This is a genomic window from Asticcacaulis aquihabitans, from assembly GCF_032490435.1.
Lineage (GTDB): Bacteria > Pseudomonadota > Alphaproteobacteria > Caulobacterales > Caulobacteraceae > Asticcacaulis.
This window is the reverse complement of the sequence record NZ_JAVGWM010000002.1, coordinates 204,272-231,155: the sequence shown is the minus strand read 5'-3', so window position 1 is coordinate 231,155 and position 26,884 is coordinate 204,272. Positions and strand designations below refer to the sequence as shown.

Annotated in this window: 26 protein-coding genes; 17 read left to right on the top strand and 9 right to left on the bottom strand. The window is 60.1% G+C overall.

What is annotated here, in order from left to right; all coding sequences use genetic code 11:
* Nucleotides 1–43 precede the first annotated feature (43 nt).
* Nucleotides 44–379, bottom strand: a complete 336-nt coding sequence (locus tag RCJ00_RS08010) for a cupin domain-containing protein (protein WP_316221278.1) — start codon at nucleotides 377–379, stop codon at nucleotides 44–46.
* 260 nt (nucleotides 380–639) lie between these two features.
* On the opposite strand from RCJ00_RS08010, the gene RCJ00_RS08005 reads away from it, so the two are divergent.
* The 5 genes from RCJ00_RS08005 to RCJ00_RS07985 all read left to right on the top strand — a co-directional run bounded on the left by RCJ00_RS08005 (nucleotide 640) and on the right by RCJ00_RS07985 (nucleotide 5,018).
* The gene (locus RCJ00_RS08005; RefSeq protein ID WP_316221277.1) at nucleotides 640–915 is read left to right on the top strand and encodes a metal-sensitive transcriptional regulator; all 276 of its coding nucleotides are present in this window, start codon (nucleotides 640–642) and stop codon (nucleotides 913–915) included.
* Nucleotides 916–1,059: 144 nt separating this feature from the next.
* Nucleotides 1,060–3,381, top strand: coding sequence for a copper-transporting P-type ATPase (locus RCJ00_RS08000; RefSeq protein WP_524524938.1), 2,322 nt, complete (start codon nucleotides 1,060–1,062; stop codon nucleotides 3,379–3,381).
* Between the two features lie 137 nt (nucleotides 3,382–3,518).
* Complete coding sequence (locus RCJ00_RS07995; protein ID WP_316221275.1) at nucleotides 3,519–4,118, top strand: TetR/AcrR family transcriptional regulator; 600 nt, start codon at nucleotides 3,519–3,521, stop codon at nucleotides 4,116–4,118.
* Nucleotides 4,119–4,127: 9 nt separating this feature from the next.
* Nucleotides 4,128–4,412 (top strand): YciI family protein, encoded by a 285-nt coding sequence (locus RCJ00_RS07990; protein WP_316221274.1) that lies wholly within the window; start codon nucleotides 4,128–4,130, stop codon nucleotides 4,410–4,412.
* 3 nt (nucleotides 4,413–4,415) lie between these two features.
* Complete coding sequence (locus RCJ00_RS07985; RefSeq protein ID WP_316221273.1) at nucleotides 4,416–5,018, top strand: DNA-3-methyladenine glycosylase I; 603 nt, start codon at nucleotides 4,416–4,418, stop codon at nucleotides 5,016–5,018.
* A 44-nt stretch (nucleotides 5,019–5,062) separates the two neighbouring features.
* Here the strand turns inward: RCJ00_RS07985 and RCJ00_RS07980 are convergent, their stop codons facing one another.
* The gene (locus RCJ00_RS07980) at nucleotides 5,063–5,278 is read right to left on the bottom strand and encodes a DUF4287 domain-containing protein (RefSeq protein ID WP_316221272.1); all 216 of its coding nucleotides are present in this window, start codon (nucleotides 5,276–5,278) and stop codon (nucleotides 5,063–5,065) included.
* Between the two features lie 101 nt (nucleotides 5,279–5,379).
* Nucleotides 5,380–6,522 (bottom strand): SLC13 family permease, encoded by a 1,143-nt coding sequence (locus RCJ00_RS07975; RefSeq protein ID WP_316221271.1) that lies wholly within the window; start codon nucleotides 6,520–6,522, stop codon nucleotides 5,380–5,382.
* Between the two features lie 706 nt (nucleotides 6,523–7,228).
* Between RCJ00_RS07975 and RCJ00_RS07970 the strand changes: the two genes are divergently transcribed.
* Nucleotides 7,229–7,951, top strand: a complete 723-nt coding sequence (locus tag RCJ00_RS07970; RefSeq protein ID WP_316221270.1) for a response regulator — start codon at nucleotides 7,229–7,231, stop codon at nucleotides 7,949–7,951.
* A complete protein-coding gene (locus RCJ00_RS07965; RefSeq protein WP_316221269.1) occupies nucleotides 7,948–9,318 on the top strand; it encodes an ATP-binding protein in 1,371 nt (456 codons plus the stop codon). The genes RCJ00_RS07970 and RCJ00_RS07965 overlap by 4 nt, the downstream gene beginning before the upstream one ends.
* A 27-nt stretch (nucleotides 9,319–9,345) precedes the next feature.
* Here RCJ00_RS07965 and RCJ00_RS07960 read toward each other — a convergent pair whose 3' ends face one another.
* A complete protein-coding gene (locus RCJ00_RS07960) occupies nucleotides 9,346–10,317 on the bottom strand; it encodes an aldo/keto reductase (protein ID WP_316221268.1) in 972 nt (323 codons plus the stop codon).
* 200 nt (nucleotides 10,318–10,517) lie between these two features.
* Here RCJ00_RS07960 and RCJ00_RS07955 point away from each other — a divergent pair, with 200 nt between their 5' ends.
* The 6 genes from RCJ00_RS07955 to RCJ00_RS07930 all read left to right on the top strand — a co-directional run bounded on the left by RCJ00_RS07955 (nucleotide 10,518) and on the right by RCJ00_RS07930 (nucleotide 15,883).
* Nucleotides 10,518–11,519 (top strand): LLM class flavin-dependent oxidoreductase, encoded by a 1,002-nt coding sequence (locus RCJ00_RS07955; protein ID WP_316221267.1) that lies wholly within the window; start codon nucleotides 10,518–10,520, stop codon nucleotides 11,517–11,519.
* Nucleotides 11,520–11,529: 10 nt separating this feature from the next.
* Nucleotides 11,530–12,900 (top strand): NtaA/DmoA family FMN-dependent monooxygenase, encoded by a 1,371-nt coding sequence (locus RCJ00_RS07950; RefSeq protein WP_316221266.1) that lies wholly within the window; start codon nucleotides 11,530–11,532, stop codon nucleotides 12,898–12,900.
* A 7-nt stretch (nucleotides 12,901–12,907) separates the two neighbouring features.
* The gene (locus RCJ00_RS07945) at nucleotides 12,908–13,669 is read left to right on the top strand and encodes a sulfurtransferase (protein ID WP_316221265.1); all 762 of its coding nucleotides are present in this window, start codon (nucleotides 12,908–12,910) and stop codon (nucleotides 13,667–13,669) included.
* Nucleotides 13,670–13,735: 66 nt separating this feature from the next.
* Complete coding sequence (locus RCJ00_RS07940; protein WP_316221264.1) at nucleotides 13,736–14,167, top strand: RrF2 family transcriptional regulator; 432 nt, start codon at nucleotides 13,736–13,738, stop codon at nucleotides 14,165–14,167.
* 85 nt (nucleotides 14,168–14,252) lie between these two features.
* Nucleotides 14,253–15,314: an ABC transporter substrate-binding protein gene (locus RCJ00_RS07935; RefSeq protein ID WP_316221263.1), complete on the top strand. Its 1,062-nt coding sequence runs from the start codon at nucleotides 14,253–14,255 to the stop codon at nucleotides 15,312–15,314.
* Nucleotides 15,311–15,883: an NADPH-dependent FMN reductase gene (locus tag RCJ00_RS07930; RefSeq protein ID WP_316221262.1), complete on the top strand. Its 573-nt coding sequence runs from the start codon at nucleotides 15,311–15,313 to the stop codon at nucleotides 15,881–15,883. The genes RCJ00_RS07935 and RCJ00_RS07930 overlap by 4 nt, the downstream gene beginning before the upstream one ends.
* Nucleotides 15,884–15,992: 109 nt before the next feature.
* Here the strand turns inward: RCJ00_RS07930 and RCJ00_RS07925 are convergent, their stop codons facing one another.
* Nucleotides 15,993–16,268, bottom strand: coding sequence for an HU family DNA-binding protein (locus tag RCJ00_RS07925; protein WP_023457115.1), 276 nt, complete (start codon nucleotides 16,266–16,268; stop codon nucleotides 15,993–15,995).
* Nucleotides 16,269–16,527: 259 nt separating this feature from the next.
* On the opposite strand from RCJ00_RS07925, the gene RCJ00_RS07920 reads away from it, so the two are divergent.
* From RCJ00_RS07920 to RCJ00_RS07905, 4 genes are all read left to right on the top strand, one after another.
* Nucleotides 16,528–17,142, top strand: a complete 615-nt coding sequence (locus RCJ00_RS07920) for an RNA polymerase sigma factor (RefSeq protein WP_316221261.1) — start codon at nucleotides 16,528–16,530, stop codon at nucleotides 17,140–17,142.
* Nucleotides 17,117–18,157, top strand: coding sequence for a FecR family protein (locus RCJ00_RS07915; RefSeq protein ID WP_316221260.1), 1,041 nt, complete (start codon nucleotides 17,117–17,119; stop codon nucleotides 18,155–18,157). The genes RCJ00_RS07920 and RCJ00_RS07915 overlap by 26 nt, the downstream gene beginning before the upstream one ends.
* Before the next feature lie 153 nt (nucleotides 18,158–18,310).
* Nucleotides 18,311–21,280 carry a TonB-dependent receptor gene (locus RCJ00_RS07910; protein WP_316221259.1) on the top strand — a complete coding sequence of 990 codons (2,970 nt, stop codon included), beginning with the start codon at nucleotides 18,311–18,313 and terminating at the stop codon, nucleotides 21,278–21,280.
* 88 nt (nucleotides 21,281–21,368) lie between these two features.
* Nucleotides 21,369–22,388 (top strand): hypothetical protein, encoded by a 1,020-nt coding sequence (locus RCJ00_RS07905; protein WP_316221258.1) that lies wholly within the window; start codon nucleotides 21,369–21,371, stop codon nucleotides 22,386–22,388.
* Between the two features lie 7 nt (nucleotides 22,389–22,395).
* On the opposite strand, the gene RCJ00_RS07900 is transcribed toward RCJ00_RS07905, so the two are convergent.
* Genes RCJ00_RS07900 through RCJ00_RS07885 form a run of 4 tightly spaced genes read right to left on the bottom strand, consistent with a single transcriptional unit; the run spans nucleotide 22,396 to nucleotide 26,881 of the window.
* A complete protein-coding gene (locus RCJ00_RS07900; RefSeq protein ID WP_316221257.1) occupies nucleotides 22,396–23,808 on the bottom strand; it encodes an efflux transporter outer membrane subunit in 1,413 nt (470 codons plus the stop codon).
* Nucleotides 23,808–24,686, bottom strand: a complete 879-nt coding sequence (locus RCJ00_RS07895) for an efflux RND transporter periplasmic adaptor subunit (protein WP_316221256.1) — start codon at nucleotides 24,684–24,686, stop codon at nucleotides 23,808–23,810. Before RCJ00_RS07895 ends, RCJ00_RS07900 begins: the two co-directional genes overlap by 1 nt.
* 12 nt (nucleotides 24,687–24,698) lie before the next feature.
* A complete protein-coding gene (locus RCJ00_RS07890) occupies nucleotides 24,699–24,902 on the bottom strand; it encodes a DUF1656 domain-containing protein (protein ID WP_316221255.1) in 204 nt (67 codons plus the stop codon).
* Nucleotides 24,899–26,881, bottom strand: coding sequence for an FUSC family protein (locus RCJ00_RS07885; protein ID WP_316221254.1), 1,983 nt, complete (start codon nucleotides 26,879–26,881; stop codon nucleotides 24,899–24,901). The genes RCJ00_RS07890 and RCJ00_RS07885 overlap by 4 nt, the downstream gene beginning before the upstream one ends.
* Nucleotides 26,882–26,884: the final 3 nt, after the last annotated feature.

Genomic DNA, 26,884 nt, shown 5'->3' with positions numbered 1-26,884 from the left:
CGGATGGACGAGCCTGATAAGCGTCAACCCAGTTGTCCAAGGATCACGCCGTGCCGGCACCAGCCACGGGCATGGCCTCAAACAAGGCATCGCAGCAGACGATGAAATCACAGCCGTCGCTCAGCCCCTGGACCCAATGCGGCGCGCCAGTAGGAAAGAACCAGGTGTCACCGGGGTGAAGAATTTCAGATACCGGCTGGCCTGTCCTATCGACGCCGGTCAGTGTCATTTTACCGGCAACAACCATGCCGAATTCGGCGCGTGAATGCCAGCACAGGTCTCTTGCCTCATTGGGCTCCAGCCGAAGGCTGAAGCTCGAAAGGCTATGTATGCCAGGTATGAAGGCGTCTGCGTCCAGATAGATATTTGTGCGGTCCATGTTTGAGATCCCCAATTTCAATTCGGTGCCTGTAAAATGGATCAACCCAGGCGATGAATCTTTTCGGATCGCCCGGCCGCTTTCGAAAACGCACGTGCCACTATCGGAAATGACTGGTCGTGGAGACGGAGCGCCTAGCGGGAGACGATCTCCTGTGCGCACGCGTTGTCAGGCAGTGTCGGATGGAAATCCTAGTTTTGTAACTTGCCATATACCCCATGGGGGTATATGGATCAGATTCTGTATCCATTGGTGTCATCATGTCGCAGCATCCTTCCCACCTTGAACAAATACCGCGCTTAAATCGCGCGGCGGGTCAGATTGAGGGCATCAAGCGCATGGTGGGTGAGGGGCAGTACTGCGTCGATATCCTCACCCAGCTTCGTGCAGTGCGCAGCGCTATCAAGACGATCGAGTTGAGCGTTCTGGAAACCCACATGAAATCCTGCCTCGCCAAATCCTGCCAATGCGGCGACGACGCGACCCGCGACAAGCAGCTTGCCGAGATACTGGGGCTTCTTAAGAAGTACGAATAGGAGGCGACAATGTCGCACGAACACTCGACCGGTTCAGAGTCTGATACCCCGAAGGTGTCCTGTTGTCACGGCGGCACCCCGGAAGCGGCGCCAGACTCCAGGAACGACGATGCGAAGCCAGGCACCGGCCTTTACACCTGCCTTATGCACGCGCAGATAAGTCAAGACGGTCCGGGCTCATGCCCGATCTGTCACATGACCCTTGTGCCGGCGGAGGGTAAAACGAAGGATGGAGGCGTGACGGAAGCTGTTGCTGCCGCATCCTGTTGCCATTCCGCCGCCAAGAGGGTTCACAGTAACGATCAGGACCACTGCGCCCATCATAAGCCTTCCAATCCCTCACCCATGCCGCAGGCGGGCGAAGCCGTCATCTACACCTGTCCCATGCATCCGCAGGTCCGCCAAGACAGTCCTGGTTCCTGTCCTATCTGCGGCATGGCGTTGGAGCCAGAACGCATTACGCTCGAAGCGCCGGAAAATCACGAACTGAAGGATATGTCGCGGCGGTTATGGATCGCGACAGCCTTGAGCGTACCGGTCGCGGTCCTTGCCATGGGCGCGCACTTTGGCTTGTCGAAATACATTCCCGACGGGATATCGGTGTGGATCCAGATGATCCTGGCGACGCCGGTGGCCATCGGCTGCGGCTGGCCGTTTCTGGTTCGTGGATGGGAGTCGCTGAAGACGCGGCATTTCAACATGTTTACCCTCATCGCCTTGGGCGTGTTGGTCGCATGGGTGTACTCGGTCGTGGCGGTTCTGGTGCCGGGCGTCTTCCCTCATCCCATGGGCATGGGACCCGAGGTTTATTTTGAAGCCGCAGCAGTTATCACCACGCTGGTTCTCGTCGGTCAGGTGCTAGAGTTAAAGGCGCGCGCTCAAACCGGTAATGCGATACGGGCCTTGCTCAAGCTCGCGCCCGCCACGGCGCATCGCCTGACCGGCGAAGACGAAGAGACCGTCGACCTTGACCAGGTGGCGGTCGGCGATCTCCTGCGCGTGCGCCCGGGTGAAAAAATCCCGACGGATGGTGAGGTGACCGAAGGGACAAGTCACGTTGATGAATCCATGCTTACTGGTGAAGCCATGCCGGCGAGCAAAGGTCCCGGCGATAAGGTTACGGGCGCCACGCTCAACCAATCGGGCGGGTTCATCATGAAGGCCACGCGGGTCGGCAGCGATACCTTGCTGGCGCAGATCGTCGCCCGCGTAGGTCAGGCTCAACGCTCGCGCGCCCCCATCCAGCGCGTCGCCGATGTCGTATCCGGCTATTTTGTGCCGGCCGTCGTCGCCGTGTCCGCGGTGACATTTGTTGCTTGGATGGTTTGGGGGCCGGAACCTAAACTTGGCTACGCTATTCTGAACGCCATAGCCGTCTTGATAATTGCGTGTCCCTGTGCGCTCGGGCTCGCTACTCCCATGTCCATCATGGCTGGCACCGGTCGCGCCGCGAAGGCTGGCATTCTTGTCCGTGATGCGGCTGTTCTGGAAGCCTTTGAAAGTATTGATACGCTCGTCTTCGACAAGACTGGCACGCTGACGGAGGGGCGGCCAAAGCTGATAGACGTCAAGACTATCGACGGTTTCGATGCCATTAGGCTTCTGTCCTTGGCGGGGTCCCTCGAAGCCGTCAGCGAGCATCCGATCGCCGATGCCATCGTCAAGGGCGCCAAGGATAAGGCGGCTAGCCTTTTTTCGGTTTCTGACTTCAAGGCCCCGTCGGGCAAGGGTGTAACCGGACACGTCGACGGTGTCGACATCGCCCTTGGCAATGCCGCGCTCATAAATGAAGACGGTCGGCTGTCTGCACTTGCCCAGCCCTATCGCGATAAGGGGCAAACCGCCATCTATGCGTCGGTCGATGGCAAGCCCGTCGGTATCATCGTCGTGGCCGACCCTGTAAAGGCATCGACCGTGGCCGCCCTGACAGCGTTGAAGGGCGAGCACCTGCGTTTGGTCATGCTGACCGGAGACAATGGCGTTACCGCGAAAGCGGTCGCGAAAGACTTGGGCATTGATGAGGTAGAGGCGGATGTTTTGCCAGAGGGCAAGGCCGACGTCATCGAGCGCCTGATTAAGGCCGGCCGCAAGGTGGCAATGGCCGGAGACGGCGTGAATGACGCGCCGGCCCTTGCTGCCGCTACGGTGGGCATCGCCATGGGCAACGGAACCGACATCGCCATGGAGAGTGCCGGCATTACCCTCGTCAAGGGCGATCTTGGCGGCATCGTCCGAGCGCGTGTCTTGAGCCGCGCCGTCATGCGCAATATCAAACAGAACCTCATCTTTGCCTTCGCCTATAACCTTATCGGTGTACCAATCGCGGCGGGCGTCCTTTATCCGGCGTTCGGTCTGCTTCTGTCTCCGATACTGGCCTCTGCCGCCATGGCGTTCAGCTCCGTGTCCGTTATCGGCAACAGCCTGCGCATTCGCAATGTGGATTTGGAGGTGCGTGATCGCAAATGACCGCGTCAGCATTTCGGATATGTCAGCAACCGCCTGAATTTATGGTTGGTGTTCGTAGCTGTTGACGAATTAGGACAATTGTCCTATGGCCAAGTATGCAGGTCGTTGCCGTTAGGTCATGATCTTGGAGACCAGAGATGAGTGCGGGTGAAACCCGACAGCAGATTGTCAACGTCGCCAACCGGCTTTTTTATGAGCGCGGTTTCGAGGCTACGTCCTTTGCCGATATCGCGAAAGATGTCGGTCTCTCGCGCGGCAATTTCTACTATCACTTCAGAACCAAGGATGAGATCCTGGACGCTGTCATCGCGCAGCGCGTGACGGATACCGGGGCGATGCTTGAATCTTGGGAGACGGACGGGCCGTCGCCTGCGGAACTGATCCGCCGCTTTATCCATATCCTCATAGCAAACCAGTCAAAGATCATGGCGCATGGCTGCCCCGTGGGTACGCTCTGTAACGAATTGGCGAAGCTCGACCATGCCGCCCAGACTGATGCCGCCGGCCTGTTCGTCTTGTTTCGCCGATGGTTGGCACGACAATTCGTCGCCCTTGGCCGCGCGGCTGATGCCGATGCGCTGGCCCTGCACATACTGATGCGCAGCCAGGGCGTAGCGACACTTGCCACCGCTTTTCGCGACGAAGATTTCATCCAGCGCGAGGTGGCGGATATGGAGGCGTGGTTGTTCACGCAGTCCCCTGCCGCCTCCAGCCTAGATCACAACCAACCTGCCTGAGGCGCCGTTATGTTCGTTATTACCCTTCGGTTTGCCGACAGGACAAAGGCCCCGCAATGGATGGAGGGCCACAATGCCTGGATCAAGAAGGGCTTCGACGACGGGGTGTTCTTGTTGGCTGGCAGCCTCCAGCCGAATGCGGGAGGGGCGATTTTGGCCCACAATGCGGCGCTCGCCGATATCGAAGCACGCGTTCAGGCCGATCCGTTTGTTGCCGAAGGCGTTGTTAATGCGGAAATCCTGACCATAACCCCCGGGCGCACAGACGAGCGCTTCGCCTTCCTCAAGGTCTGAACCATGAATGCGACATTGCCTGGCCCTGACGGGCGTCTCCGGTGCCGCTGGTGCGCGGCGGCGCCGGAGTTCCTCCTCTATCACGACACCGAATGGGGGTTTCCGGTCGATGACGATCATCGCCTGTTTGAGAAGCTCTGTCTCGAAGGCTTTCAGTCGGGGCTGAGTTGGCGGACAATCCTGGCCAAGCGGGAAAACTTCCGCGCCGCGTTTCATGACTTCGATTTCGATCGGATCGCTGCATTTACTGATACGGATGTCGAACGACTGCTGACGGACAAGGGCATTGTTCGTCATCGCGGTAAGATCGCTGCCGTCATCAACAATGCGCGGCGAGCGCAGGATTTGGTGAAACAAGAGGGATCGCTTGCCGCCTATGTCTGGCGTTTCGAGCCAAAAACGAATGACTTGGCCGAACCGCAGACCGCGTCGATCTCTGCTGCGTCGATTGCGCTGTCGAAAGACCTGAAAAAGCGGGGCTGGTCCTTCGTTGGTCCGACGACGGTTTACGCCTTCATGCAGGCGATGGGCCTTATCAATGATCATGCCGACGGGTGCATTATTCGCGAGCTCGTGGCCCAAGCCAGAGTGGCGTTCAAACGGTAGCAACTCACGCGTTCGCCCGGTCTTTGATGAGGTCTGAAACCTTGTCAGCCTTGTCCTATACTGGCGCGATAATAGGCCACCAGTGCGTTGGCGTGCCCGTGCCCCATGGCATGCGCCTCTTTCAGGAAGGTGACCATTTCGCCATGCTTCAAATCTTTCAGGCCGGCCAGAACCTCGAGCCACTCACTGATCGGCTTGCCATATTTCTGCTCAATGGAAGGAAAATAGGATGCAGGTCCCTTGACCTTTTCTGTCGACATTCCGTCTCTCCGCGTGACGTCTATTGGCTTGGCCCACCTTAGGTGGAGGTGGAATATACATCTATCATTTTTTTCTACGCGGCTGCGCCAAAGCGCCCTTCTTACGCGCCCCATCCAAACAGGATCAGATATCCAACGCCTGCCCCCACAGCTAAAAAGGGCAGGCTATAAAGGTGAAAGATCGCGTAAGCCTTTCGATCGTTCGCCATCCGGAGCGCGATCAGGTTTGCCAGCGACCCGATTAATATACCGAAGCCGCCAATATTGACGCCGTAGGCCAGCGCGCGCCAGTCCTTGGCGTAGCCCATAAGCGCAATGGTTGCCGGCACATTGCTGATGACTTGTGAAGCGCCTATCCCAGCCCAATACAGATGAGTTGCCACCTCCAGGTGCCAGGCTCGCAAAAGGCTCTCCACAGCGGGAAGCTTTGATACTAGGCCGAGATCGACGAACATCAACAGGAATGTCACCAGCAGGCCCCAATCCAAATGGATAAGTACGGATCGTCGAAACCACAGGAACAGAGCGGCCATTATTGCCACGGCCCACAAGGCTTCGCCGAAGTTGGTGGCCACCAGGAAGGGCAGAAACAGAGCCAGCGCCAAAATGCACAATGGGCGGTCAATGCCTGCCGATGGTGCGTCCGGTGACGTTTTGATTGTGACTGCTTGGCTTGAGAACGTCAGTGCGGTCAGACCCAGCAAAACGATACCCAAGACCAGAACGAGCGGCAGCATATGTACCATGAAGTCCGCGAAGGAGACTTTGGAGATTTGCCACAGGTAGAGGTTTTGCGGATTGCCGATCGGAGTTAGTGCCGAGCCCGCGTTGACGGCCAGGGCTTCGAACACAATCAGACGTGTCGCGGGCGTTCCGGTTGACCGGGCCAGCGCCAGGGTCACGGGAACAACGACAAACAGGGCCACGTCATTTGTCAGCACCATCGACAGAAGACCTGCCATGACGACAAGGGCCAGAGCCAGCCGTCTCTGATCAGGCATCCGCGTGGCGACGATTTCCGCAAGCCAGTGCAGTGCGCCCGACATATCCAATGCCTTGGTGAGCATGAGCAGACCGCAAAGGGCCGCCATCGTTGGCCAGTCGATGAGAGACGGAATCTGCGGCAAACCTGACGGGAGCAAGCACAGCAAAACGCCGAGGACAACCAGCAAGGCCAGAAGCAATTTGTCGCGCACCAACACAGGCAAGACGCCTTGCAGCCAGCCATATACACGTGTCGCCATGCCAATTTTTTCCGTTCAAAACTCGAGTGGATCGGCCTCTTACCGTTTTTGCGCGGCGATGGGTATGAAAAACAATGGTTCGGCGGCGCCACAGGCATCAGCGGCGCCGCCAGATATCCGGGGGATATTATTGGTTGCTGGGCGGCGCCGGCGGCCTGGCCTCGGGCTGTGCCAACGGTGGGGGCGGCGGGGGTGGGCGATCGGCTTTTCCCTTGTGCGCCCTGTGCCGCTCGCCGCGTGCAGGGCCCTGTGCCGGAGGTGGCGGAGGCGGAGGGGCTTTATCCGGCCGACCGGCTGTCACCGGGGGGGGCGGTGGAGCCTCAGCGTCACCAACGGGCGGCGGCGGTGGCGGAGCGCCGTCTTCAGCGGGCGGTGGGGGTGCGGTCGTCGCGGCTGGGGGAACGGGTTGGGCAAACCCCGGGGCGACGGCGACGGCCGTCGTGATCACCGCCAGGGTAAGCGTGAGTGCGACCCGTCCGGCGTGTTTAATAGAAAGGTGTGTCATGGATGGCTCCTCTAGGAAGACGCTATGAACAGCGTCTAAGGCTCATCGTCGTTGTGTCTGGTGGCACTCGAAAGGCGAAGGGCGTAACGAAATGTAAGCCGTCGCGCCGTTTTGTACCGAACTGTACCGAGGCGGGGTAGGCATACAGTTTGGTACAATAAATTTACACCATGCTCGTTGGGGCCGGTTTATATTAATGCGATGGACAGTCAAATTTCAGTGCTTGTGGTTGATGACGACCACGATATTCGAACGCTTCTGCGCGACCATCTTGAAGGGAACGGATTCACCTGCCGCATAGCGGAGGATGGCCGCGCCATGATCAAGGCGCTTGAACGTGACACCTATGATCTGGTCGTTCTGGATTTGAATTTGCCAGGTGAGGATGGCCTTACCTTGTGCCGAAACCTCAGGGCCAAATCCGAATTGCCAGTAATCATGCTGACGGCGCGAGGCGATCCGATTGACCGTATCGTGGGTCTGGAGATGGGTGCGGACGATTACCTGACCAAACCTTTTGAGCCCCGCGAACTGACCGCAAGGATACGCAATGTGTTGCGCAGGCAGCAGAGAAGCCAGTCACAACTCGAACAGGTTCAGGCTCGTCGTGCCCATTTTCAGGGCTGGACCCTGGATCTGGAGCGTCGCCATCTCATCGATAGTGCCGGTCGCGTCATTATGCTGTCAGGCGCAGATTTCCGGTACCTCAGAGCCTTAACGGACAATGCCAACATCGTTCTAAGCCGGGAGCAACTGGCGAGGGCCGGGGGGGCCAAGCCGGGCGAGTTCATTGACCGTGCCGTGGACCTCCAAATCAGCCGTCTGCGTGCCAAGCTGGGTGACGATGCCCGCACACCCAGCCTCATCAAAACCGTGAGGAGCGAAGGTTACGTTTTGGCGTGCCCTGTCGAACACGAGCTATGAAGGGCGGGTTTGCCTTTAAATCCATGGGCGTGCAGGTCTTTGCCTTGCTGGCGATCGGGATGTCGGTCGCTGCCATTCTGGCTTTTTTTTTGGCAGATTATGACCGGCGCGATAGCGCAAGGCGCGAATACGAGGAGCGGGTCGCCGACAGAGTCCTCGACGTGATTGCACGGCTTGACCGTTCGTCGGCGGATCAGATGGCGGGTATCCCTTCCTTAGAAGGGAATGGGCCTGGTTCCGTGGATCAATGGCCCATCGACGAGCGCGTCACGAAACGAGTCAGGGCGCGCCTGGCGTCCGACGCGCCAACCGTGACCGTTTACGCAGCCCCGGACGTTTGCACGCCTGCTCCCGTTCCGCCAAGGCGGACGGGGGAAAAGACACCGGCGATGGGACTACCCGCCGCACCCCCGAGACCTTTAGGACCGGGCTGCCGAGTGGCTGCCTTGCAATATCATGCCGGACCGCCGGTCCTTGTGCCTGTCCCCACGCCTCCGGTACCGCCCAATGACCGCCGCGCCTTCGATCCACTTATATTGCCGTTGATAGTCCTTGCGGCCCTCGGGCTGGCCTATTGGGTGTCGCGCAAAGCCACCTATCCGATACGCCGTATGGCAGAAGCCGCTGCGGGGCTAGGCGTCAATATCGACAGAGCGCCGTTGATCATTGAGGGGCCGACAGAAGTGCAACAGGCCGCAAAGGCGTTCAACCTGATGCAGATGCGGCTTAAGACTCAGACCGAGGAGCGCACACTCATGCTGGCTGCCATCACACACGATCTTCAAACACCGCTGACACGTCAGCGTCTCCGCCTTGAAAAGGTGCAGGACAGCGTTTTGCGGGAGGAACTTCTGCAAGACTATTTTGCGATGCAGGAATTGATTCGAGATGGCTTGGAGCTGGCACGGATCGGCGCCGCGACGGAAGCTTTGCAGCCCCTGGATATAGGCTCCCTACTGGAAAGCCTGTGCCAGGACGCGCGTGACGCGGGTCAACCAGTCACTCTTGGGCCCGTAGTTGATGGCACAGTGGCAACCCATCCGGCCGCATTAAAGCGTTGCCTGTCCAATCTTATCGATAATGCACTCAAATATGGTGGCTCGGCCGAGGTGTCAGCTCTGGCACAAGGCGATGTCATTTACATTCAGGTGACAGATAACGGGCCCGGGATACCCGAAGCCGACAGGGAGACGGCGATGCGCCCGTTTGTCAGGCTGGATCGATCCGTAGACAGCGGCACGGAAGGCGCGGGGCTCGGTTTGACGATCGCCCGTATGTTGGCAGAGCGAAGTGGCGCTGTCTTGGTCCTCGATAATGCGGAGATCGGTGGCCTCGTCGCCTCTGTGGCAGTGAAGCTTTGGAAGTAATTTTATAGCCCGCCAGGTCCACCCGTTTTAAGACGGGCCTTGGGCCGGAGCGGTTTCGGGGAACCGGGCGCCGACCGTGGCACCCACCGGGAACGCGTCTTCCAGTTCAGCGATGATGTCGGCATCGAGGACCAGATCGTTTGCTGCCCAGTTCGATTCCAGGTGCCGGACATGGCGCGTCCCGGGGATAGGCACCACGTCCTTGGACAGCACCCAGGCCAGGGAAACCTGAGCCGTGGTAGCGCCAAGGCGTTGTGCGATGTCGTCGACAATGGCGCGGCGGGCAGCATTGATCTGTGCGGCGTCGCCCTGGAAGCGCGGATGGCGATGACGGACATCCTTATCATCTTCGGGTGCGGTCGCGCCCGCCAGGAAGCCACGGCCAAGCGGACTGAATGGGACGAAGCCGATACCCAATTCGCGGACGGTCGGCAGGATTTCCGCTTCGACATCGCGTGTCCATAACGAATATTCGCTTTGCAGGGCGGTGATCGGGTGTTCCGCGTGGGCGCGCCGAATAGTGTCGGCCGTGGCTTCGGACAGGCCGATGCCACCGATCTTGCCTTCGGCTTTCAGGCGTGCCAGTTCGCCGATGGTCTCTTCTATGGGTACCGTCGTATCGATGCGGTGAACGTAGTAGATGTCTATCTGTTCAACGCCCAGGCGTTTCAGGCTGCCGTCCAGTTGGGCGCGGGCATAGGCGGGATCGCCGGCAACGCGCTTGCCGTTGGCGCCCTCGGCCGAAACGCCGCCCCCGACAATGCCGAACTTGGATGCAATGACCAGGCCGTCGCGTCGGTCCTTTATGGCCCGGCCGACCAGCTCTTCGTTGTGGCCGTTGCCGTAGACATTGGCGGTATCGATAAAGGTGATGCCTAGCTCTAGGACGCGGTTAAGTGTGGCCAGCGATTCAGCTTCGTCGGCGTGGCCATAGTTGTGGGAGAGGCCCATGGCGCCAAAGCCTTGTCGGGTGACGGTGAATGTGCCGATCTGAGGCATGTCGATATCCTTGATTGCAGTGAGTCAATTCATACTCATATGTATTTAAAAATGCCCCCTGTCACGTTAGAAAGTCTAATTTGTTTGACGATTTAATTCATATTGACCTAGTATGATATTGGATTTATGCCAATGATAATGACGCCCAGCGTACTGACGCAGGTGATCCCTATTCCTCCCTGAAATTCAGAGGCCCAGCCATGTCATTGTCGTCCGGTCGCGCCGGTAACCCGCTCAAATTCGGTTATGTTTTTTCGCCTAGGGACGTTAGCAATGCGTTCGATCCCGATCAGTTGACCGCGCAGGCACAATTGGCCGAAGCCGGGGTTTTTGATTTTATCCGTTTTCAGGAACGCGCTCTGTCGGGCGTCAATAGCGATGCGCGGACAGAACCCTTCACTACGGCCTCCTTTCTGGCCACCAGAACGCGTCGTATCGGCCTGATCGCTCAGGCATCCACGAGCTATTATGAGCCTTTCAATCTGGCGCGGCTAATCGCCTCTCTTGATCATGTCACGCATGGCCGAGCAGGGTGGGAGTTGGTGACGGGCGCCGAGCGCCCCGCCCATAGCCATTTCAGCCAAGCTCAGCGTAGTGCAGAGGCCCATTATGCACGGGCCGAAGAGGTGGTCGAGATATTGCGCAAGCTATGGGATAGCTGGGAAGCGGGCGCCTTTGTCCGCAACAAGACGACGGGCGAGTATGTCGATGGCGCGAAAATTCACGCCATCCATCACAATGGCGATCTGTTCCGCATAAAGGGGCCTCTGAACGTGGCGCGGTCGCCGCAAGGTCACGCCGTTGTGGCCCTGACCGCGCGCGACGATATTTCCACAGATCTGGCGGTGCGCGAAGCCGACCTTATTTTCCTCGATGCCAGGCCCGCGGTGGACCTGCGCAGTCAGGCCGATCAAATCCGCACCCGTCTGAATAGCGCGGGCCGTACCGCACGGGTATTTGCAGACCTGGCGCCCGGTGATGGCGAGCCCGGAATTATCGCCGATCGCATCGAAGCTCTGGCGGAAACGGTGAAACTCGATGGCATTAACCTGCATTTTGGGGCGCCCGGCGCCTTGGCGGCTTATGTCGGTGGCGTCGTCCCCGAATTGCAGGCGCGCGGATTGCTGGCTCGGGACTATACCGGCGTCACCTTGCGCGATCATTTGGGCTTTGCAGAGCCCGCAAACCGTTACGCAGCTTAGGAGGCTCTTCATGTCCGATACACGCGAACTCCACTTCGGCCTGATGTTCTGGGCCAATGGCACCCATCCGTCCGGCTGGCGTATGCCGACCGCGCACGAAACCGCACCCTTCGATATCGAATTCCTGCAGAAGGTGACGCAGATCGCCGAGGGCGCGAAGTTTGACTTCCTGTTTCTCGGCGACCGCCTGGCCTCCGATCCGGCTTTGCAGACGACCAATCCGTCTCAGATGTCGCGTTTGGAGCCCTTCATTTCAGCGTCGTCTCTGGCGGCGGCTACCAGCCATATCGGCATCGTGGTCACGGCCAATCCAACCTATTATGATCCGTACAACATTGCTCACCTGACCGCTTCCCTCGATCATCTGAGCGGCGGTCGCGCCTCATGGAACCTCGTCACCGGAGCTGATGAGATCGCCGCCGCCAATTTCAGTCGAGACGAGCACTGGGACACCGAAAAACGTTACGACTGGGCCGACGAATTTGTCGAGGTCGCGAAGAAACTCTGGGACAGCCGGGACGGCGGCGATGTGCGCGACGTCGCCCACCGCGGTCGCTATTTTTCAATCGACGGCGCGCTGGATGTCGAGCGTCCGCCCCAGGGGCACATCGTCATCCTGCACGCGGGGACGTCCGACCGCTCCCGCGAACTGGGCGCACGTGATGCCGACGTCATCTTTGCGGCCGGACCCAATATCGCCGTCGCGAAAGCCTATTACGGCGATATCAAAACCCGCGCGAAAAAGTATGGCCGCAGCGAGAACGACATCGCCATTCTGCCGGGCTTGCAGGTCATCGTTGCGCCGACCACGGAAGAGGCTGTGGCGATCTACGATCAACTCAACAGCTTTGTCATTCTCGATTCCGAGGATACGCCGGAGGAACATAAGCGCTATGGTGCACTCGGTGGCAGGGGCAAACGTAATCTGTCCAATGTGTCGCGTACGATCGGCGTTGATGTGCGGGACCATGCGCCGGATGATCTGGTCGATCCCCAGGTGCGGGCCGACGCCAATGAGGATGGCCAGCGCCTGTTTGAGGCGATTACGCGACTGACCCGCCGCACCGTTACCGGCAGTGCCCGTATCACCTATCGAGACCTTATCCTGGCCGCCTCTGGCCAGATTGGGGGTGTGGTCGGCAATCCGGTCGAGGTCGCCGATCATATTCAGCACTGGTTCGAAGCCAAGGCATGCGATGGCTTCAATATTTTTCCGGCGTACAATCCCGATACAGTAACGGCTTTTGCTGATTTGGTCGTCCCGATTCTTCAGGAACGGGGCTTGTACCGCAAGGAGTATAGCGGCCCGACCTTCCGCCATCATCTTGGCCTCAAGCGCCCCGAAAATACACTGGCCCGTCCGTCTGTCGCCGCGGAGTAAAATGGCCATGTCTCGTCAGGATGTTTTGATCTCGGCCACGGACCTCAATGCGCAACTGGATTCGGTTGTGATCCTCGCCGTCGGTATTGTCAGCGAGGGTATTCCGGGCGCCGTCGCGGTAGAGCCTTCCGCCTTTGCGGGTGCCGGTGGCGGATTGCAGGGGGCGCGTCCTCTGCCGTCCATAGAAGATTTGCAGTCTAACGTGCGCTCGTGGGGTATCAATGACGATACGCCGGTTGTTCTATATGACGCCAATGGCAACCTGTCGGCGGCGCGGGGCTGGTGGACATTGAAATGGGCGGGCCTCGCAAACGTCCGACTCCTCGATGGCGGCCAGGCGGCATGGGAGGAGGCAGAGTTGCCGTTCGCGCCACTTCAGCCGCGAAACGCGACGGGCTCCGCCACACTCAGCGCCGGACACATGGCACAAATCGACGCCGATGGCGCCGATGCCTATGCGCGCCATCATATCCTTGTCGATGCCCGAAATGAAAAAGCCTTTGGCGGTGGGCATATTTCCGGATCGCGTAACCTGCCGGCGAGTGGCAATCTTGATGAAAACGACCGCTTTTTACCCGATAACGCGCTGCGGGCACGATACGCGTTCCGCGATGGGGCGCATATCGGCGTCTCTTGCGGGAGCGGTGTCTCGGCAGCCCATGATATCGCGGCCTTGGCCATTATAGACATTCCGGCGGCCTTGTTTATCGGGTCCTGGTCCGCCTGGAGCGCGGATGCAACCCGGCCGGTGGCACACGCGTCCGCATAACAGCGGTTGGCAGTTTGGTGCCAGAAGCCTATAGACAGTTGAGTCTCACAAGGTGCCGATGCCTCAATGATTTCCCAACGCTGCCGCTATGCGCTGAAGGCCATGCTCAATCTCGCACGTGACTCGTCCGGCATCCCAAAACAGGTGAGTGTTCTGGCTAGCGAGGAAAACATTCCGCGTAAGTTTCTCGAAGGCATCATGTCGGAATTGCGCCAGCATGGCTTGGTCGAAAGCGCACGCGGCAAAAGCGGGGGATATCGCTTGTCTCGCCCCGCCGAATTGATCACATTTGGCGACATCATGCGCCACATTGACGGGCCGCTGGCCCTATTGGCCTGCGTTAGCCAAAACTTCTACAAGCGTTGCGACGATTGCAAGGACGAGAAGGCCTGCGAATTGCGGCGGGTCATGTCGCGCGTGCGTCGCGAAGCCTCGGACATACTCGATCGCACGACACTTTTCGATGCCGTTCAACAGCCCACACTCGGCGTGCTTTAGATTTTGTGCCGGCAAGGACGAAATTTTCTCGATTGAAATCATACTGAATTAATAGGAATAAAGGCTGCCGTTTTGAGAGTCAGCCATGAACCAGCCTGTTATTCCGCTTGTACCATCCGACACCGTCTGGTTGACCCGCGGCCCCTTTCCGACGGGCACCGCCATCGGCCTGAAACAGGGCTGGTTTGAGGCAGCGTTCGCGCCGTACGGCTATAAGGTCAGCACCTTGCAGGATAGTCGCCAGCCGGCACTGAGGTCGCAGCATTTCTATCACGGTATCAAGACGCTGATCCGAGAAGGCGGGAATGTGCATCCCTTATGGACGCGCGCCGACAATCTGAAACGTGACGGCAGGGACCATACAGTGGTCGTTGGTTTGACATGGCTGGATGAGGTTCAGGTTCTGCTGGCCCGTCCGGGAGAGGGGGAGAGCCTGCAAGGCAAGCGGTTGGGCCTGTCCAAAGCGGCCGGGGAAATAGATGTCTGGCGAGCGATGGCGCTGCGCGCCTTCGATACGGCCCTCGCACGGGAGGGCCTGACCTTGGATGACGTGACCTTGACGGACGTCGTCGCGCCACCGCTGAATTGGCAGAACCAGAGCCGCATCGGTGGTACAGGTTCGCAGGTCACCGAAAGGGCGCTGCTCGCCGGTGAGGTCGATATTATCTACGCCAAGGGATCGAACGCCATTTTGTTTCAGCAGGCGCATGGACTTGATGTCGTGCTGGATATCAACAGCATCGACGATCCGACCCTGCGCGTGAATAACGGTACGCCGCGACCTATTACCGTTCATCGCCACTTGCTTGACGACCATCCCGATCTGGTCAAGGCGCACCTTCAGGTTCTGAATGCGGCCACCGACTGGGCGGTGCGTCATGCACCGGCGGTCGCGGACGTGATCGCGGTTGAGACCAGTACCACACCCGAAAGTGTCCGCCGTGGCTACGGTCCGCGTCTGTCGAACAGTTTTGACGTCAATTTGAATGCGGCGCGGGTTGATGCCTTGCAAAGCCAGGCAGACTTTCTGTACCGTCATAATCTGATCGACGCCCGGGTGGACGTCCACGACTGGATCGATTTCGGTCCGCTGCTGGCGGCCAAGGCGGAACAGATTTCGTTTTCCGAACTGGCGAGGACCGCGTGACGACCAGTTCGCCCTTTATCGTGGGCTTCGGCGGCACAACCCGCGCCCATTCGACCTCCGAACGATTGGTTGGCGCCGTCTTGACGGAAGCGGAGCGGGCCGGCGCGAGAACTCGCCTGTTCGGGGCCGACCTGCTGGTGAGCCTGCCGCACTACGCACCGGAAAATCCTGTGCGCACGCCGGCGCAACAGGCGTTCGTCGAGGCCGTGAGGATCGCGGACGGAATCGTAATCGGCACACCCGCCTATCATGGCGGTGTGTCGGGTCTTGTGAAGAATGCCATTGATCTGACAGCCGACCTTCAATCGGACACCCGTGTCTTTCTCGATGGCCGCCCCGTGGGAATTGTGGTCGCCGCAGGCGGCTGGCAAGGGGCGGGGGCTACCTTGTCCGCCATGCGTGACATCGTCCATGCCCTGCGGGGCTGGCCGACACCGATGGGCGTCGCCGCGACCAGCAGTTCCATCTTCGATAATGAGGGGCAGATCCTGGACGCCAGTTTGCGAAGTGCCGTCGCTACCCAAGCCCGGCAGTTGGTGACATTTATTCAAGCCCTGACGCCTGCCTGACGCTGACCTGATCTTTGTCGCCGTCCGTGATATATGAAAAAAACAGCCGACACCATCGGTGCCGGCTGTTTTAAAAGCCTGGAGTCGGCATCCGTAGGGATGCGCGAAATTAACCGTTCAGCTTGTCTTTCAACGCCTTGGCAGCCTGGAAGCTCACCTTCTTCGAGGCGGCGACCTGAATGGTGGCGCCGGTCGCCGGGTTACGGGCTTCGCGCGCCGGCACGTCCTTTGTCTTGAATTTGCCGAAGCCGGGGAAGTTGACTTCTTCACCCGCGACGGCGGCGTCGGTGATGGCCTTCAAAACGTCGTCAACGATAGTTTTCGCGTTTGCCTTGGTGAGGCTGTGTGCGGCGGCGAGCTTTTCAACGAGATCGGTAGTGTTCATGAAAATATCCTATGGTTCAGCACGCCGGGCGGCGCGATCTGCATGAACTTACGTGAGTCGGATTAAATGGTCCAATCTCGATAATCTGACGCCTAAAGGCAGGCGCTGAGAACAAAGTCTGCGGATTGATGCGCGCAGCCCTACGCCTCAGTTCTGGGATCGGGTTATATCAAATTTTTATGACAGATGGGGGTGTCACGCGCGCGTCGCATCTAACCTTTAGATGCCAAATTTTGAAGTCATTGCGAAGTGTAATCCCATGCAGCCGCTCAGCGACGGACGTGCCTTGTGGCTGGCGCGCCATGTGGTGCCGCATGAGCCGGCCCTGCGGTCTTGGCTGAGGGGTAAATCCGTGGGCGTCGATATCGACGATATCGTACAGGAAACCTATGCGATCCTTGCGGCAAAGGACAGCGTGGACGCCGTACGGAATCCCAAGACCTATAGTTTCCAGGTGGCCTATTCGGTCGTTCTTCAGCAATTACGCCAGTCGCGAGTTGTTCCCATAACCGCCGTCGCCGATGTCGGCATGTTGGAAGCCGCGCATGACGATCCGTCACCTGAAGATACGGTGCTGGCGCGTGACGAACTGGCGATGATCCGCACCGCCATAGACGCCTTGCCGCGCCAGACCCGTCAGGCCTTTATCCTGCGTCGCGTCGAGGGGCTGTCGCAGCAGGACATTGCTCGCCGGATGAAGCTGTCCGAACATACGGTCGAAAAACATATCTCGCGGGGCATCAAGCTCTTGCTCGCGCAGTTTGGGCGGGGCGGACAGCTCCAGAACGCCGCCCGAAAGACAGTGTCCATCAGCGGCACCCCCAGGCAGGACAAGGAACCGGATGCGCGTGACGCCACTACACCCCATCGCTAACGCCATTGATGACCAGGCGGCCGAATGGGTGGCGCGGCTGGATGCCAATCCGGAAGATACGGACGCATTCCACGCCTGGCTGGCCAGCGACCCGCGCTGTTTCGGCGCCTATGCCCGTGCGCGCGCCATCTATCTTAGCCCGCAGGTCAGCGACGCCCTGCAAGCGCGGCGCCTGCCACAGGCAGGCGAACTGACCCGGCGAAGGGTGATGGCCGCCATGGCCGCAAGTGTGATCGGGGGGCTGTTCTTTTTGTGGCCGCGCGCCAAACACGCGCCAGCACGACTATACGAATCCGTTCTTGGCGAGGTCCGCGTAATCCCCCTTGAAGACGGGTCACGCATCACGCTCAACACCGACACCGCCTTGACGGTTGACTACGGCAAGACGGCCCGACGTATTCATCTGCTGCGGGGTGAGGCCTATTTCGAAGTCGCCAAGGCGCCGGATCGGCCTTTCGTCGTCACGGGTCCAATGGCGCAGGTGCGAACCGTCGGCACAGCCTATACCGTTCGTTTGGTCGATGCCACCGAAATGAAGGTTCGCGTCACCTCGGGGCGGGTCGCGCTCGAAAGCCCGCCGTCCCGGCTGGCGCAGTCACTCACGGCCTTGACCGATGCCTGGGGCGGTTTTGGCGCGTCCGGCTCTTGGTCCAGCGAGAAAAGCGGCGTGTTCGTCGATCCCGACCAGGAGGCGATCATCCGGCTGGCGGACGCAAAAGGCGATAGTGGCCAGGTACTGATCAATATCTCCACCCTGCCGTCGGAGGCCATTCAACAGGCTCTGCTGTGGCGGGAAGGTCAATTGTCATTTGCAGGTGACCGCCTGGCGGACGCCGTTGCTGAATTCGCCCGGTATTCACCCCGGCGGATCGTCATTCAAGACAAGGCCTTGGAACGCGAGCGCATTTCCGGACTATTTGCGGCCAAGGATGTCGAAGGCTTTGCCCGCGCTGCCGCGGTCAGTCTCGGCGCCAGTATAAAGATGCAAGGTGACGTATTTATTCTGTACAAATAAAGAATTTAGAAAATTTGATCTTATGCCTTCAGTTTATATGAAATTTTTTTGACACGTGGCGGAGCCGGTATTCCTTTTTTCTCTAACACAGGTAGGCAGCGATGTTCTTGTCGCGGCCGAAAGACTTTCGCTTAGAGATCATATGGGGATATTATGATGACCACCAAGCTTTTACGACGTCTACTCATGTGCGGTGTTGCCGTCGCGGGCCTTGGCCTCGCCGTGCCAGCCTTCGCGCAAAACCGGACCTTCGATCTGCCGGCCCAATCGGCCGTGAAGTCCATTCCGCAATTTGCTCAGCAGGCCGGCATCCAGATCATGGCTCCGGCGGACGCCCTGGCGGGTATCCGCACGCCGGCCTTGAAAGGGAGTCTGGAGCGCCAGCAGGCCCTGAAACAACTCCTGAAGGGGACCCGCCTGGTCGTGGCGTCCGATGACGGTCATACCGTCGTCCTGAAGGTCGGCGAGGTAACTCCCGCACCTGCCAAGGTGGCGCCTGCATCCGTGCCGGCAACTGAACTCGTCGATGACGTGGCGACGGAAGTCGTGGTCACCGGGTTCCGATCCTCGTTGGGGCGCGCACAAGATATCAAGCGCCGCGCCGTCGGTACGCAAGACAGCATTGTTGCTGACGATATAGCGGCCTTTCCCGACCTGAACCTGGCCGAGTCTCTGCAACGCGTGGCGGGCGTCGCCATTACCCGCGATGCCGGCGAAGGCCGCCAGATTTCCTTGCGTGGTCTGGGACCGGACTTTACGCGCACCCAACTGAACGGCATGGAAGTGCTGGGCAATACGTCTTCCGGCTTTGACAACCGCGGCTCCGTCAGCCGGACCCGCAGCTTCGACTATAGTCTGTTCGCCTCTGAACTGTTCAATCGCGTGACTGTCGAGAAGTCCTATGCTGCCGAGCAGGACGAGGGCGGCATCGGTGGCACCATCGGCCTGCGCACCGCACGTCCCTTCGACTACCGGGGCTTCAAGGCCGTTGTCAGCGCCAAGGCCCAATCCAATTCGAATACCGACACCGTCACGCCGCGTATCGTCGGGCTGATTTCCAACCGCTGGTCCACTTCGGCAGGGGAATTCGGCGCGCTGTTGTCGGTCGCCAGTTCGGAAAACGACGTCAACGAATACGGTTATCGCAACTGGAACTGGACGAAGATCAACGTCAACGCCGCCAATATCGGTTCGGGCGTTTCCGCAGCGGACGCCCTGCGCCTGTCCACCGCCACTGGCATGGACCGCATTTCCGCCCCGCAGGCGGCCACCTATTCGACCTGGTATGACCACCGCAAGCGCCTGGGCATCACCGGCGCCTTGCAATATCGCCCCAACGACCGCGTCGAAATGAGCCTTGACCTCCTGTATGGCAAGCTCAGCAACGATCGTAACGAATATTCGATGACCAATGCCGGCGTCAACGCCCTGACCGGCGATGTCAAGGGTACCCAGAAGCTGCAGGAAGCCGTGATCCAGGGCGACACCCTGGTCTACGCGAAATGGACCGGCGTCGATACGCGGTCGGAAGCCAAGCATTCCTACGATGAAACCACCTTCACCCAGGCGGTCTATACGGCCAGTTATCAGGTGACGGATGCGCTGAGTTTCAAGGGCTTGCTGGGCTATTCCAAGTCCGAGTTCGTCGAGCCCATCTTTGACAAGGTGTTCCTGCAATCGGTCAATCGTGGCGTGTCCTACGATTTCCGCAGCGGCAATCCGGGCAAGAATACCTATGACTTCGACATCACCAACGCCGCCAATTGGGGCTTGATGCGTGCCGACGCCCGCGAAGACTACATCATGAGCGAGTATAAGACCGCCAAGATCGACGGCCGCTATGATTTCAGTCCTGCCCATACCGTGAAGTTCGGTATTGAGTACAAGGACTTCGGCAACGAAGGCTGGCAGCGGTACCAACGCGTCGACTGGTATAACAAGCCGGTCGTGCCGAAGGCGGTAACCAAGGTATTTGATTACAAAACCCTGGCCCCTTACGTTGTTGCCGATGTGGATGCCACCTTTGCCGCCACCGGTCAATTGCGCGACCTGACCGGCGCCAACGATCAGGCCGGCACAAACTTCCAGCTCAGCGAAAAGACGACATCGGCCTATGTCCAGTATGATCTGGACACCACTGTGTCCGGCATGGCGCTGCGCGCCAATGCGGGTGTTCGTTACTATTCAACGGACCTGACATCGGCCGGCACGCTGGCGACCAATAACGGCCTGGTGCCCGCTGTCATCAAAAGCCATTATGACGGCATCTTGCCGGCGCTGAATATTGCGCTCAACCTCACACCCGACATGATCGTACGTCTGGGGGCCAATCGCAACATAAGCCGTCCGTCCTTGGGCGACCTGAAGGCCGCGGGTTCGGTCAGCTTCACCCCGTTCGGCGGTTCGGTCAGCGCCGGCAATCCCAACCTGCACCCTTTCCTGGCAGATTCGATCGAAGCCTCCTGGGAATACTACATGGGCCGCAAGGGCTATGTCTCACTGGGCGTCTTCCACAAGAAGATGGATTCCTTCATCACGTCGGAAACCGCGTCTGTACCCTACGGCTCTACCGGCTATCCGCTCTCGCTGGTCGGTCCAGGCCAGGATGCCAACACCATCTATAGCTTCTCGCGGCCGGTAAATGGTGCGGGCGCGACCATCCAGGGCGCAGAACTGGCCGTCCAGCGCGATTTCGACTTCCTGCCCGCGCCATTTGACAAGCTGGGCTTCACCGGCAATGTCACCTATGCCACGGGTGAGACCGACGCGAAGGTCGATGGCGTGACCTATACCTTCGACCTGTCCAACCTGTCGAAATGGTCGTCGAACGCCACGATTTATTATGAAACGGCGACATGGGGCGCACGTATTTCCAGCGCCTACCGCAGCGGCTACCTCGACGGCATCGGCGGAAACGGCAATATCGGTTCCGGCTTCCAGGCCACCAACAATGTCGATTTCGCCGCCCATTACAATGTCACCTCGGCGCTGAAGATCGTCGTCGAAGGGCTGAACCTCACCAACGAACCGATTGACCAGTACACCGATCGGTATTCGCAGCGTTCGACATCCTACACCAAAAGCGGCCGCACCTTCACCCTGGGGGCGACCTACGAGTTCTAGACCGTCGGCAGCAGGCGATAGCGTTGCCTGCGCCCAACTGGCCGCCGCGGGGTTCACTGCGGCGGCATTTTTTAAAAAAGATGATCCGATGTCGATGCATAAAACCCTTACCGCTGCCGGACTCGCGGTCCTCGTGTTGATCGGCACGCCTGCCTCGGTCTTCGCCTGGGGCGACGGCGGTCACCGGATGGTCGGTGAAGCGGCCCTGCGCGCCTTGCCAGCCAGCATGCCGGCATTTTTGCGCTCACCGGCGGCTATTTTGGATGTCGGTGAATATTCGCGTGAACCGGATCTGTGGCGCGGGTCCGGTGTCGTCCATGACGCCGAACGCGATCCGGCCCATTTCATCACGCTGGCAGATGACGGCCTGACCCTGGCGGGCGTTACGCTCGAAAATTTACCGGCGACGCGGTCGGATTATGAAGCGGCCCTGCGCGCCCGTGGCATTGTTCCGGCCAAGGCGGGTTACTTGCCCTACAGCACGCTTGATGCCTGGCAGCAGATCGCCAAAGACATGGCCTATTGGCGCGTTATTTCCCTGGCCGAAAGCCGGGAAACCGATCCGGCGCGAAGGGCCTGGCTGGCGGCCATGCGTCTGCGCCGGGAAAACCTGATGCTGCGCGATATCGGCCTCCTGTCGCATTATGTCGGCGACGCCACCCAGCCGATGCATCTGTCGCTTCACAGCAACGGGTGGGGTGACTACCCCAACCCGGCCGGCTTCACGACCGCGGCGATCCATTGGCCGATCGAAGGTGTATATACCCGCGATCATGTGACGGCAGAGGCCGTTCAGTCGAAGATGTCGGCCTATACTGCGTGCGACACCACGCAGGCAACCTGTATTGCCCGGCGCCTGATGCGTAATTTCGCGCAGTTGGAGCCACTGTACCGGCTCGAAAAGGCAGGCGGCTTCAAGGGCGCGGACCCGCGCGGTCCGGCCTTTCTGACCGGCCTACTGGCGCGTGGTGCATCCGACCTGCGCGATGATCTGGTCGATGCCTGGACCCAGTCCGTGAGCGTCGGCGTCGGTCATGAGCAGGTTCCCTGCGCCGATCTTCTAAGCGGCCATGTCGATCTCTATGCCCTGCTTTACGGGGACAGCTGAGCCGTCTCTAGTGTTGCCAGCCACCGCCCAGGGCCAAAAAGAGCTGGACCTGATCGGCGGCCAATCGGGCATCGGCGCCGGCCAGGGTCTGATCGGCCTGGACCACCGCCCGGCGCGCGTCGAGGACGGGCACCACACTGACGCGACCGGCCTTTTGCAGGCGTTGCGTTTCGCTCAGGCTTTCCACCGCGTGGTCGTGTGCTGCCTGTAGTTCGGCGCGCTGGTCGAGGTCGCGGGCATAGGTATTGAGCGCAGTTTCGGTTTCACGCAAGGCCCCGAGCACCGTGCCGTCAAAGCGAGCAGACGTCTCGTCGATATAGGTTTGCGCCGTGGCAACGGCGGCCTTGGCCCGCTTCCGATTGGGGAACTCCCAACTAATCAGCGGGCCCAGGCCGTATTTCATCGTGTCATACCGCAAAAAATCGCTGGCTAGCCCCACCGATCCCACCGAAGCGCCCAGCGCAATATGCGGGTACAGCGCCGCGTTGGCGACACCTGCGCGCGAGGTCGCCGCTCTCAATTCGGCTTCCCGGGCTCGGACATCGGGACGGCGCTGAAGCAAGGCGGCGCCGTCGCCAACAGGTATGGGTTGGGACAGATGAGGCAGGGTGTTGCAGGTGCCGATATCGGTGGGCAACTCCGCCGGAGTCCGGCCCGTCAGGGCGGCCAATCTATAAAGGGCCGCCTGATGCGCCGCCAAAAGCACGGGCAGGGCGGCACGCACCTGCGCCTCCTGGCCGCTGGATCGGGTAACATCGCTGGCGCCACCGCGCCCGGCCGCCACCAGACGGCGAGCCAGTTCGCTGCTCTCCTGCTGCAAAGCCAGGGCTTGATGAGCGATGTCGATCTGGTGGCCGGTGGCGCAGGCATCCAACCAGGCGCGCGTCGTGTCGGCGACGACGCTGATTTGCACGGCGTCATAGGTGGCCTGGGCTGCGGAGACGTCGGACCGCGCCGCATCTATCGCCGATTTGACCTGTCCGGCCAGATCGACCTGATAGGATACGCCAGCGGAGGCCGTGTACAGAAAATCGCTCGGCAAATGTTCGCCCAACAGCAGATACTCCTGCGCCGCCGGCTGACCGTATTCAAGGCCGGCCGACAGCTCGGTCTTCACACCGGCGTCATCCTTGGCGACATCGAGGCCGATGCGGGCACGCGCTATATGTGTACTGGCGGCGCGCAGGTCGGTATTTGCCTTGAGCGCGTCCTGGATAAGGCCGTTCAGGCGGGCGTCGTCATACAGCTTCCACCATTCACCTGGAACGGCGTGGGCGGCGAAGGCCGGATTTTCGCCGTTGATGAAGGCGGTGCTGGCGGTCGGCCGGTTGATGGCGGCTTCATCCGCGCGCCTATATACTGGCGCGCTGGCGCAACCGGCTAACATCAGGCTCAACAGGCCGAGAGCAAGGCGGCGCATCAGCGGCTTCCCTTGCGCAGAACCTCTACCGTGGCCGTGCGACCGGCGACGAGGGTGACAGCGGCGGGCAAGGTATCTATATGCACCCGGACCGGAATCCGCTGGGCCAGCCTTACCCATGAAAAGGTCGGATTGACGTTGGCCAGCAGGGTTTGTCCCGTGCCGCCGTCCCGTTCGTCGATGCCGCCGGCAATACTGTCGACATGGCCGCGGATGACGGCATCATCGCCCATTAGCCGCACGCGCACCGGGTCGCCAAGCGCGATGTGTTTTAGCTTGGTTTCTTCAAAGTAACCGACGACATAGAGTGACCGGCTGTCTATGACGGCGAATTCGGGGTGGCCCGCCGTGACGTAGTTGCCGGGACGTAGGGTCAGATTGGTAACGGTACCGTCTATGGGCGCGCGGACTTCCGTCCGGGCCAGGTTTAGACGTGCCGTCTCCAGCGCCACACGCGATTGCGCCAAGGCCGCCGTCAACTGGGCGACCTTGGCGTCCCCCGCCTGAGTGGTTTCGGTAGCGACCAGATCGCCCAGTGCATGGTTGCGGGCAGACTCAAGCCGGGCTTCGGCAATCGCCGGCATCTGGGCGGTCAGGGCGGCCTGGGCCTGATCTACGGCCAGCTGATAGCGCGGACGGTCGATGGTGAACAGCAGGTCGCCCGTCTTCACAGGCTGATTATCGCGCACCGCGATGGCTGTGACCAGGCCGGAGACATCCGGTGCGATACGCACGATATCAGCACGAACACGGCCATCGCGTGTCCAGGGTTCGTCTTCGAAATGATGCCACAGGGCGCGCGCCACAAAGCAGGCGGCGACGACCGCGATGACGGTCGGAACCAGGCGGATCAGCAGGGATTTATCGACGTTTGGCATAGCACACACACATCAGGTCAAGGTCAAAAGGTAGGCAAAACCGCCCCACAGAATGATGGTCAGGGCAATATCGAACAGGCCGCGGTGCCAGACCCAGCGGTAGACGCCCAGCACTTGCAGGCCCCATTCCAGCAGTCGGGCCGCGATAAAGGCCATGATGGCGGCGGCAAGCAGAGGATGAATATAGACACCGGCGATATTCAGTTCTTCGGTCATGCGGTCATCTCAGGCAGGGGCGGTGCAGCGTCGGGAAACAGATTGCGGCGAAGGCCTGTCAAAGCTACGAGGGTGGGCAAAGGACGCGGCTCGCTCAGCGCCTGGTCGATCCGAAGGCGCAGGTCGCTGTCCGGTTTCACGCCTTCGTCGCGCTCCAGGGCGGCAAAATGATGGGAAACATCGGCCAGAACCGCGTCGATATGATTGTCTTGAGGCCCATCCAGATCCTTGAGGATCAATAGGTTCAATCCGATCCGAAGATCGCGTAGCGCGTCCGACGCTGCCAGCCGGTCATGTGTCGAGGCGCCGGACAGGCGGGGCGCCAGAAGCTGTATGCGATCCAGCATCAGGCCGGTCCACTCCCCGGCGCTGATCCGATAGCGAGCGGCGGCGATGGCCGCCAGTTCGCGCCAACCCGCCCGCAAGACGCGTCGGGCCACCGTGTGAGGCCCGACCACCCGCAGTAATCGTGTGGCGAATATGGCCGCGGCCACACCTGTAATCTGAGCGAAATTGGCGTTAAGAAAGGCGGCGAAATCTGCCGAGAACGTGTTCGTCAGTGCCAGGCCCGTGGTGAAGCCCATGACCATCGGCATCATGCGCATGTACCATTTGGGCGAGGGCAGCAAGGCGCCCATGATCAGCAAAGGCGGCGCCAGCACGACGCTCAGCATGATAAAACCGTGCACTGCAGGCAGCAGCGCGAACTGATAGAGGGCGATCAGCGGCAGGGAGGCGACCGTCCAGGTCAGGAAACCACGCTGGGCGATTGTCGGATCGTCCATAGTGGCAAAAAAACAGCACATGACGGCAGCGATCATCGGAGCTATGGCCCCTTCGGGCCAACCGGTCATGATCCAGAACAGGCAGCAACCGACAGTGGCCGCGAAGGTCGCCAAGGTCGATAGCAGGGCCATGCCGTAATCGACGTGCAGCGGCCGAGCGATGCGCTGGCCCACAAGCGTCTGGGCTTCGGGGCTAAGCGCGGCGGCTGGCTTGCTTAATGCGTCGCTCAGTTCACGCGACAGTCGCAACAGGTCAATCAGTTCGGTCAACCGGGCGAGCAAATTGTGGGTCAGCAGGTTCGACCAGCCCTGCGGCGGGGTTTGTGCGCTCAACTGGTCGATTTCGGTGCGCAACGCCACCGGATCCTCACGCTTGTCAGCGGCCACCCAGGCGCGCAGACCCTCCAGCAGGGCGGTCAGCGCCGGTGTCAGGCCTTGTACCTGCTTCAGGCTTTGTATTCGGTCCTCCAGCGCTGAAATCAGGGGCACCAGCAGCATGAGGCGATCCTGCAACGCGGCGAGCGCGGCCCGCGTCGGGCGTTGGGCGTCCGTATCGTAGGGCACATGGGTGGCCAGCATGTGCAATTCGGTTATATCGGCCGCAATGGTGCGGCGTTGCGGCGCGGTCATTGGCAGGACATGACCTGACAGCGCGTTGATGATCCAGGCCTGGGCATCGGCGGATATGGCCTCAAGCTTGGCCGTCAGCACGGTGGCGACGCTGCGTGGAAAGAAGACGGTATGGACCAAGGACGCGCACAACACGCCGACGCCTATTTCCTGCGCGCGCAGCAGGGCTACGGAAAAAATCTGGTCCGGATGATCGACGCTGGGAAAGCCGATTAGGGCGGCGGTGTACCCGGCCAGCATGAAGAGGTAGCTGCGTGGCGTGCGGTCGAGCAAGGACAGGAATTGGCAGGCGCATACCCAGAGCGCCAGCGCGATCGACAACAGAACAGGCGCATTGGATAGTGACGGCACCAGCCAGACCGAAGCCGCCGCACCGATAAGCGTACCGCCGAAGCGATAGGCCGCCTTGGAGCGGACCGTGCCGGTAATCGGTTGGCTGACGATGTAGACAGTCGCCATGGCCCAGAACGGCCGCTCAAGACCGATGACCAGGGAGATATAGAGGGCCAGCATCGCCGCCAAGAAGCTGTTGGCGGAGAACAACCATTCTCGCAGGCGCATCATGGG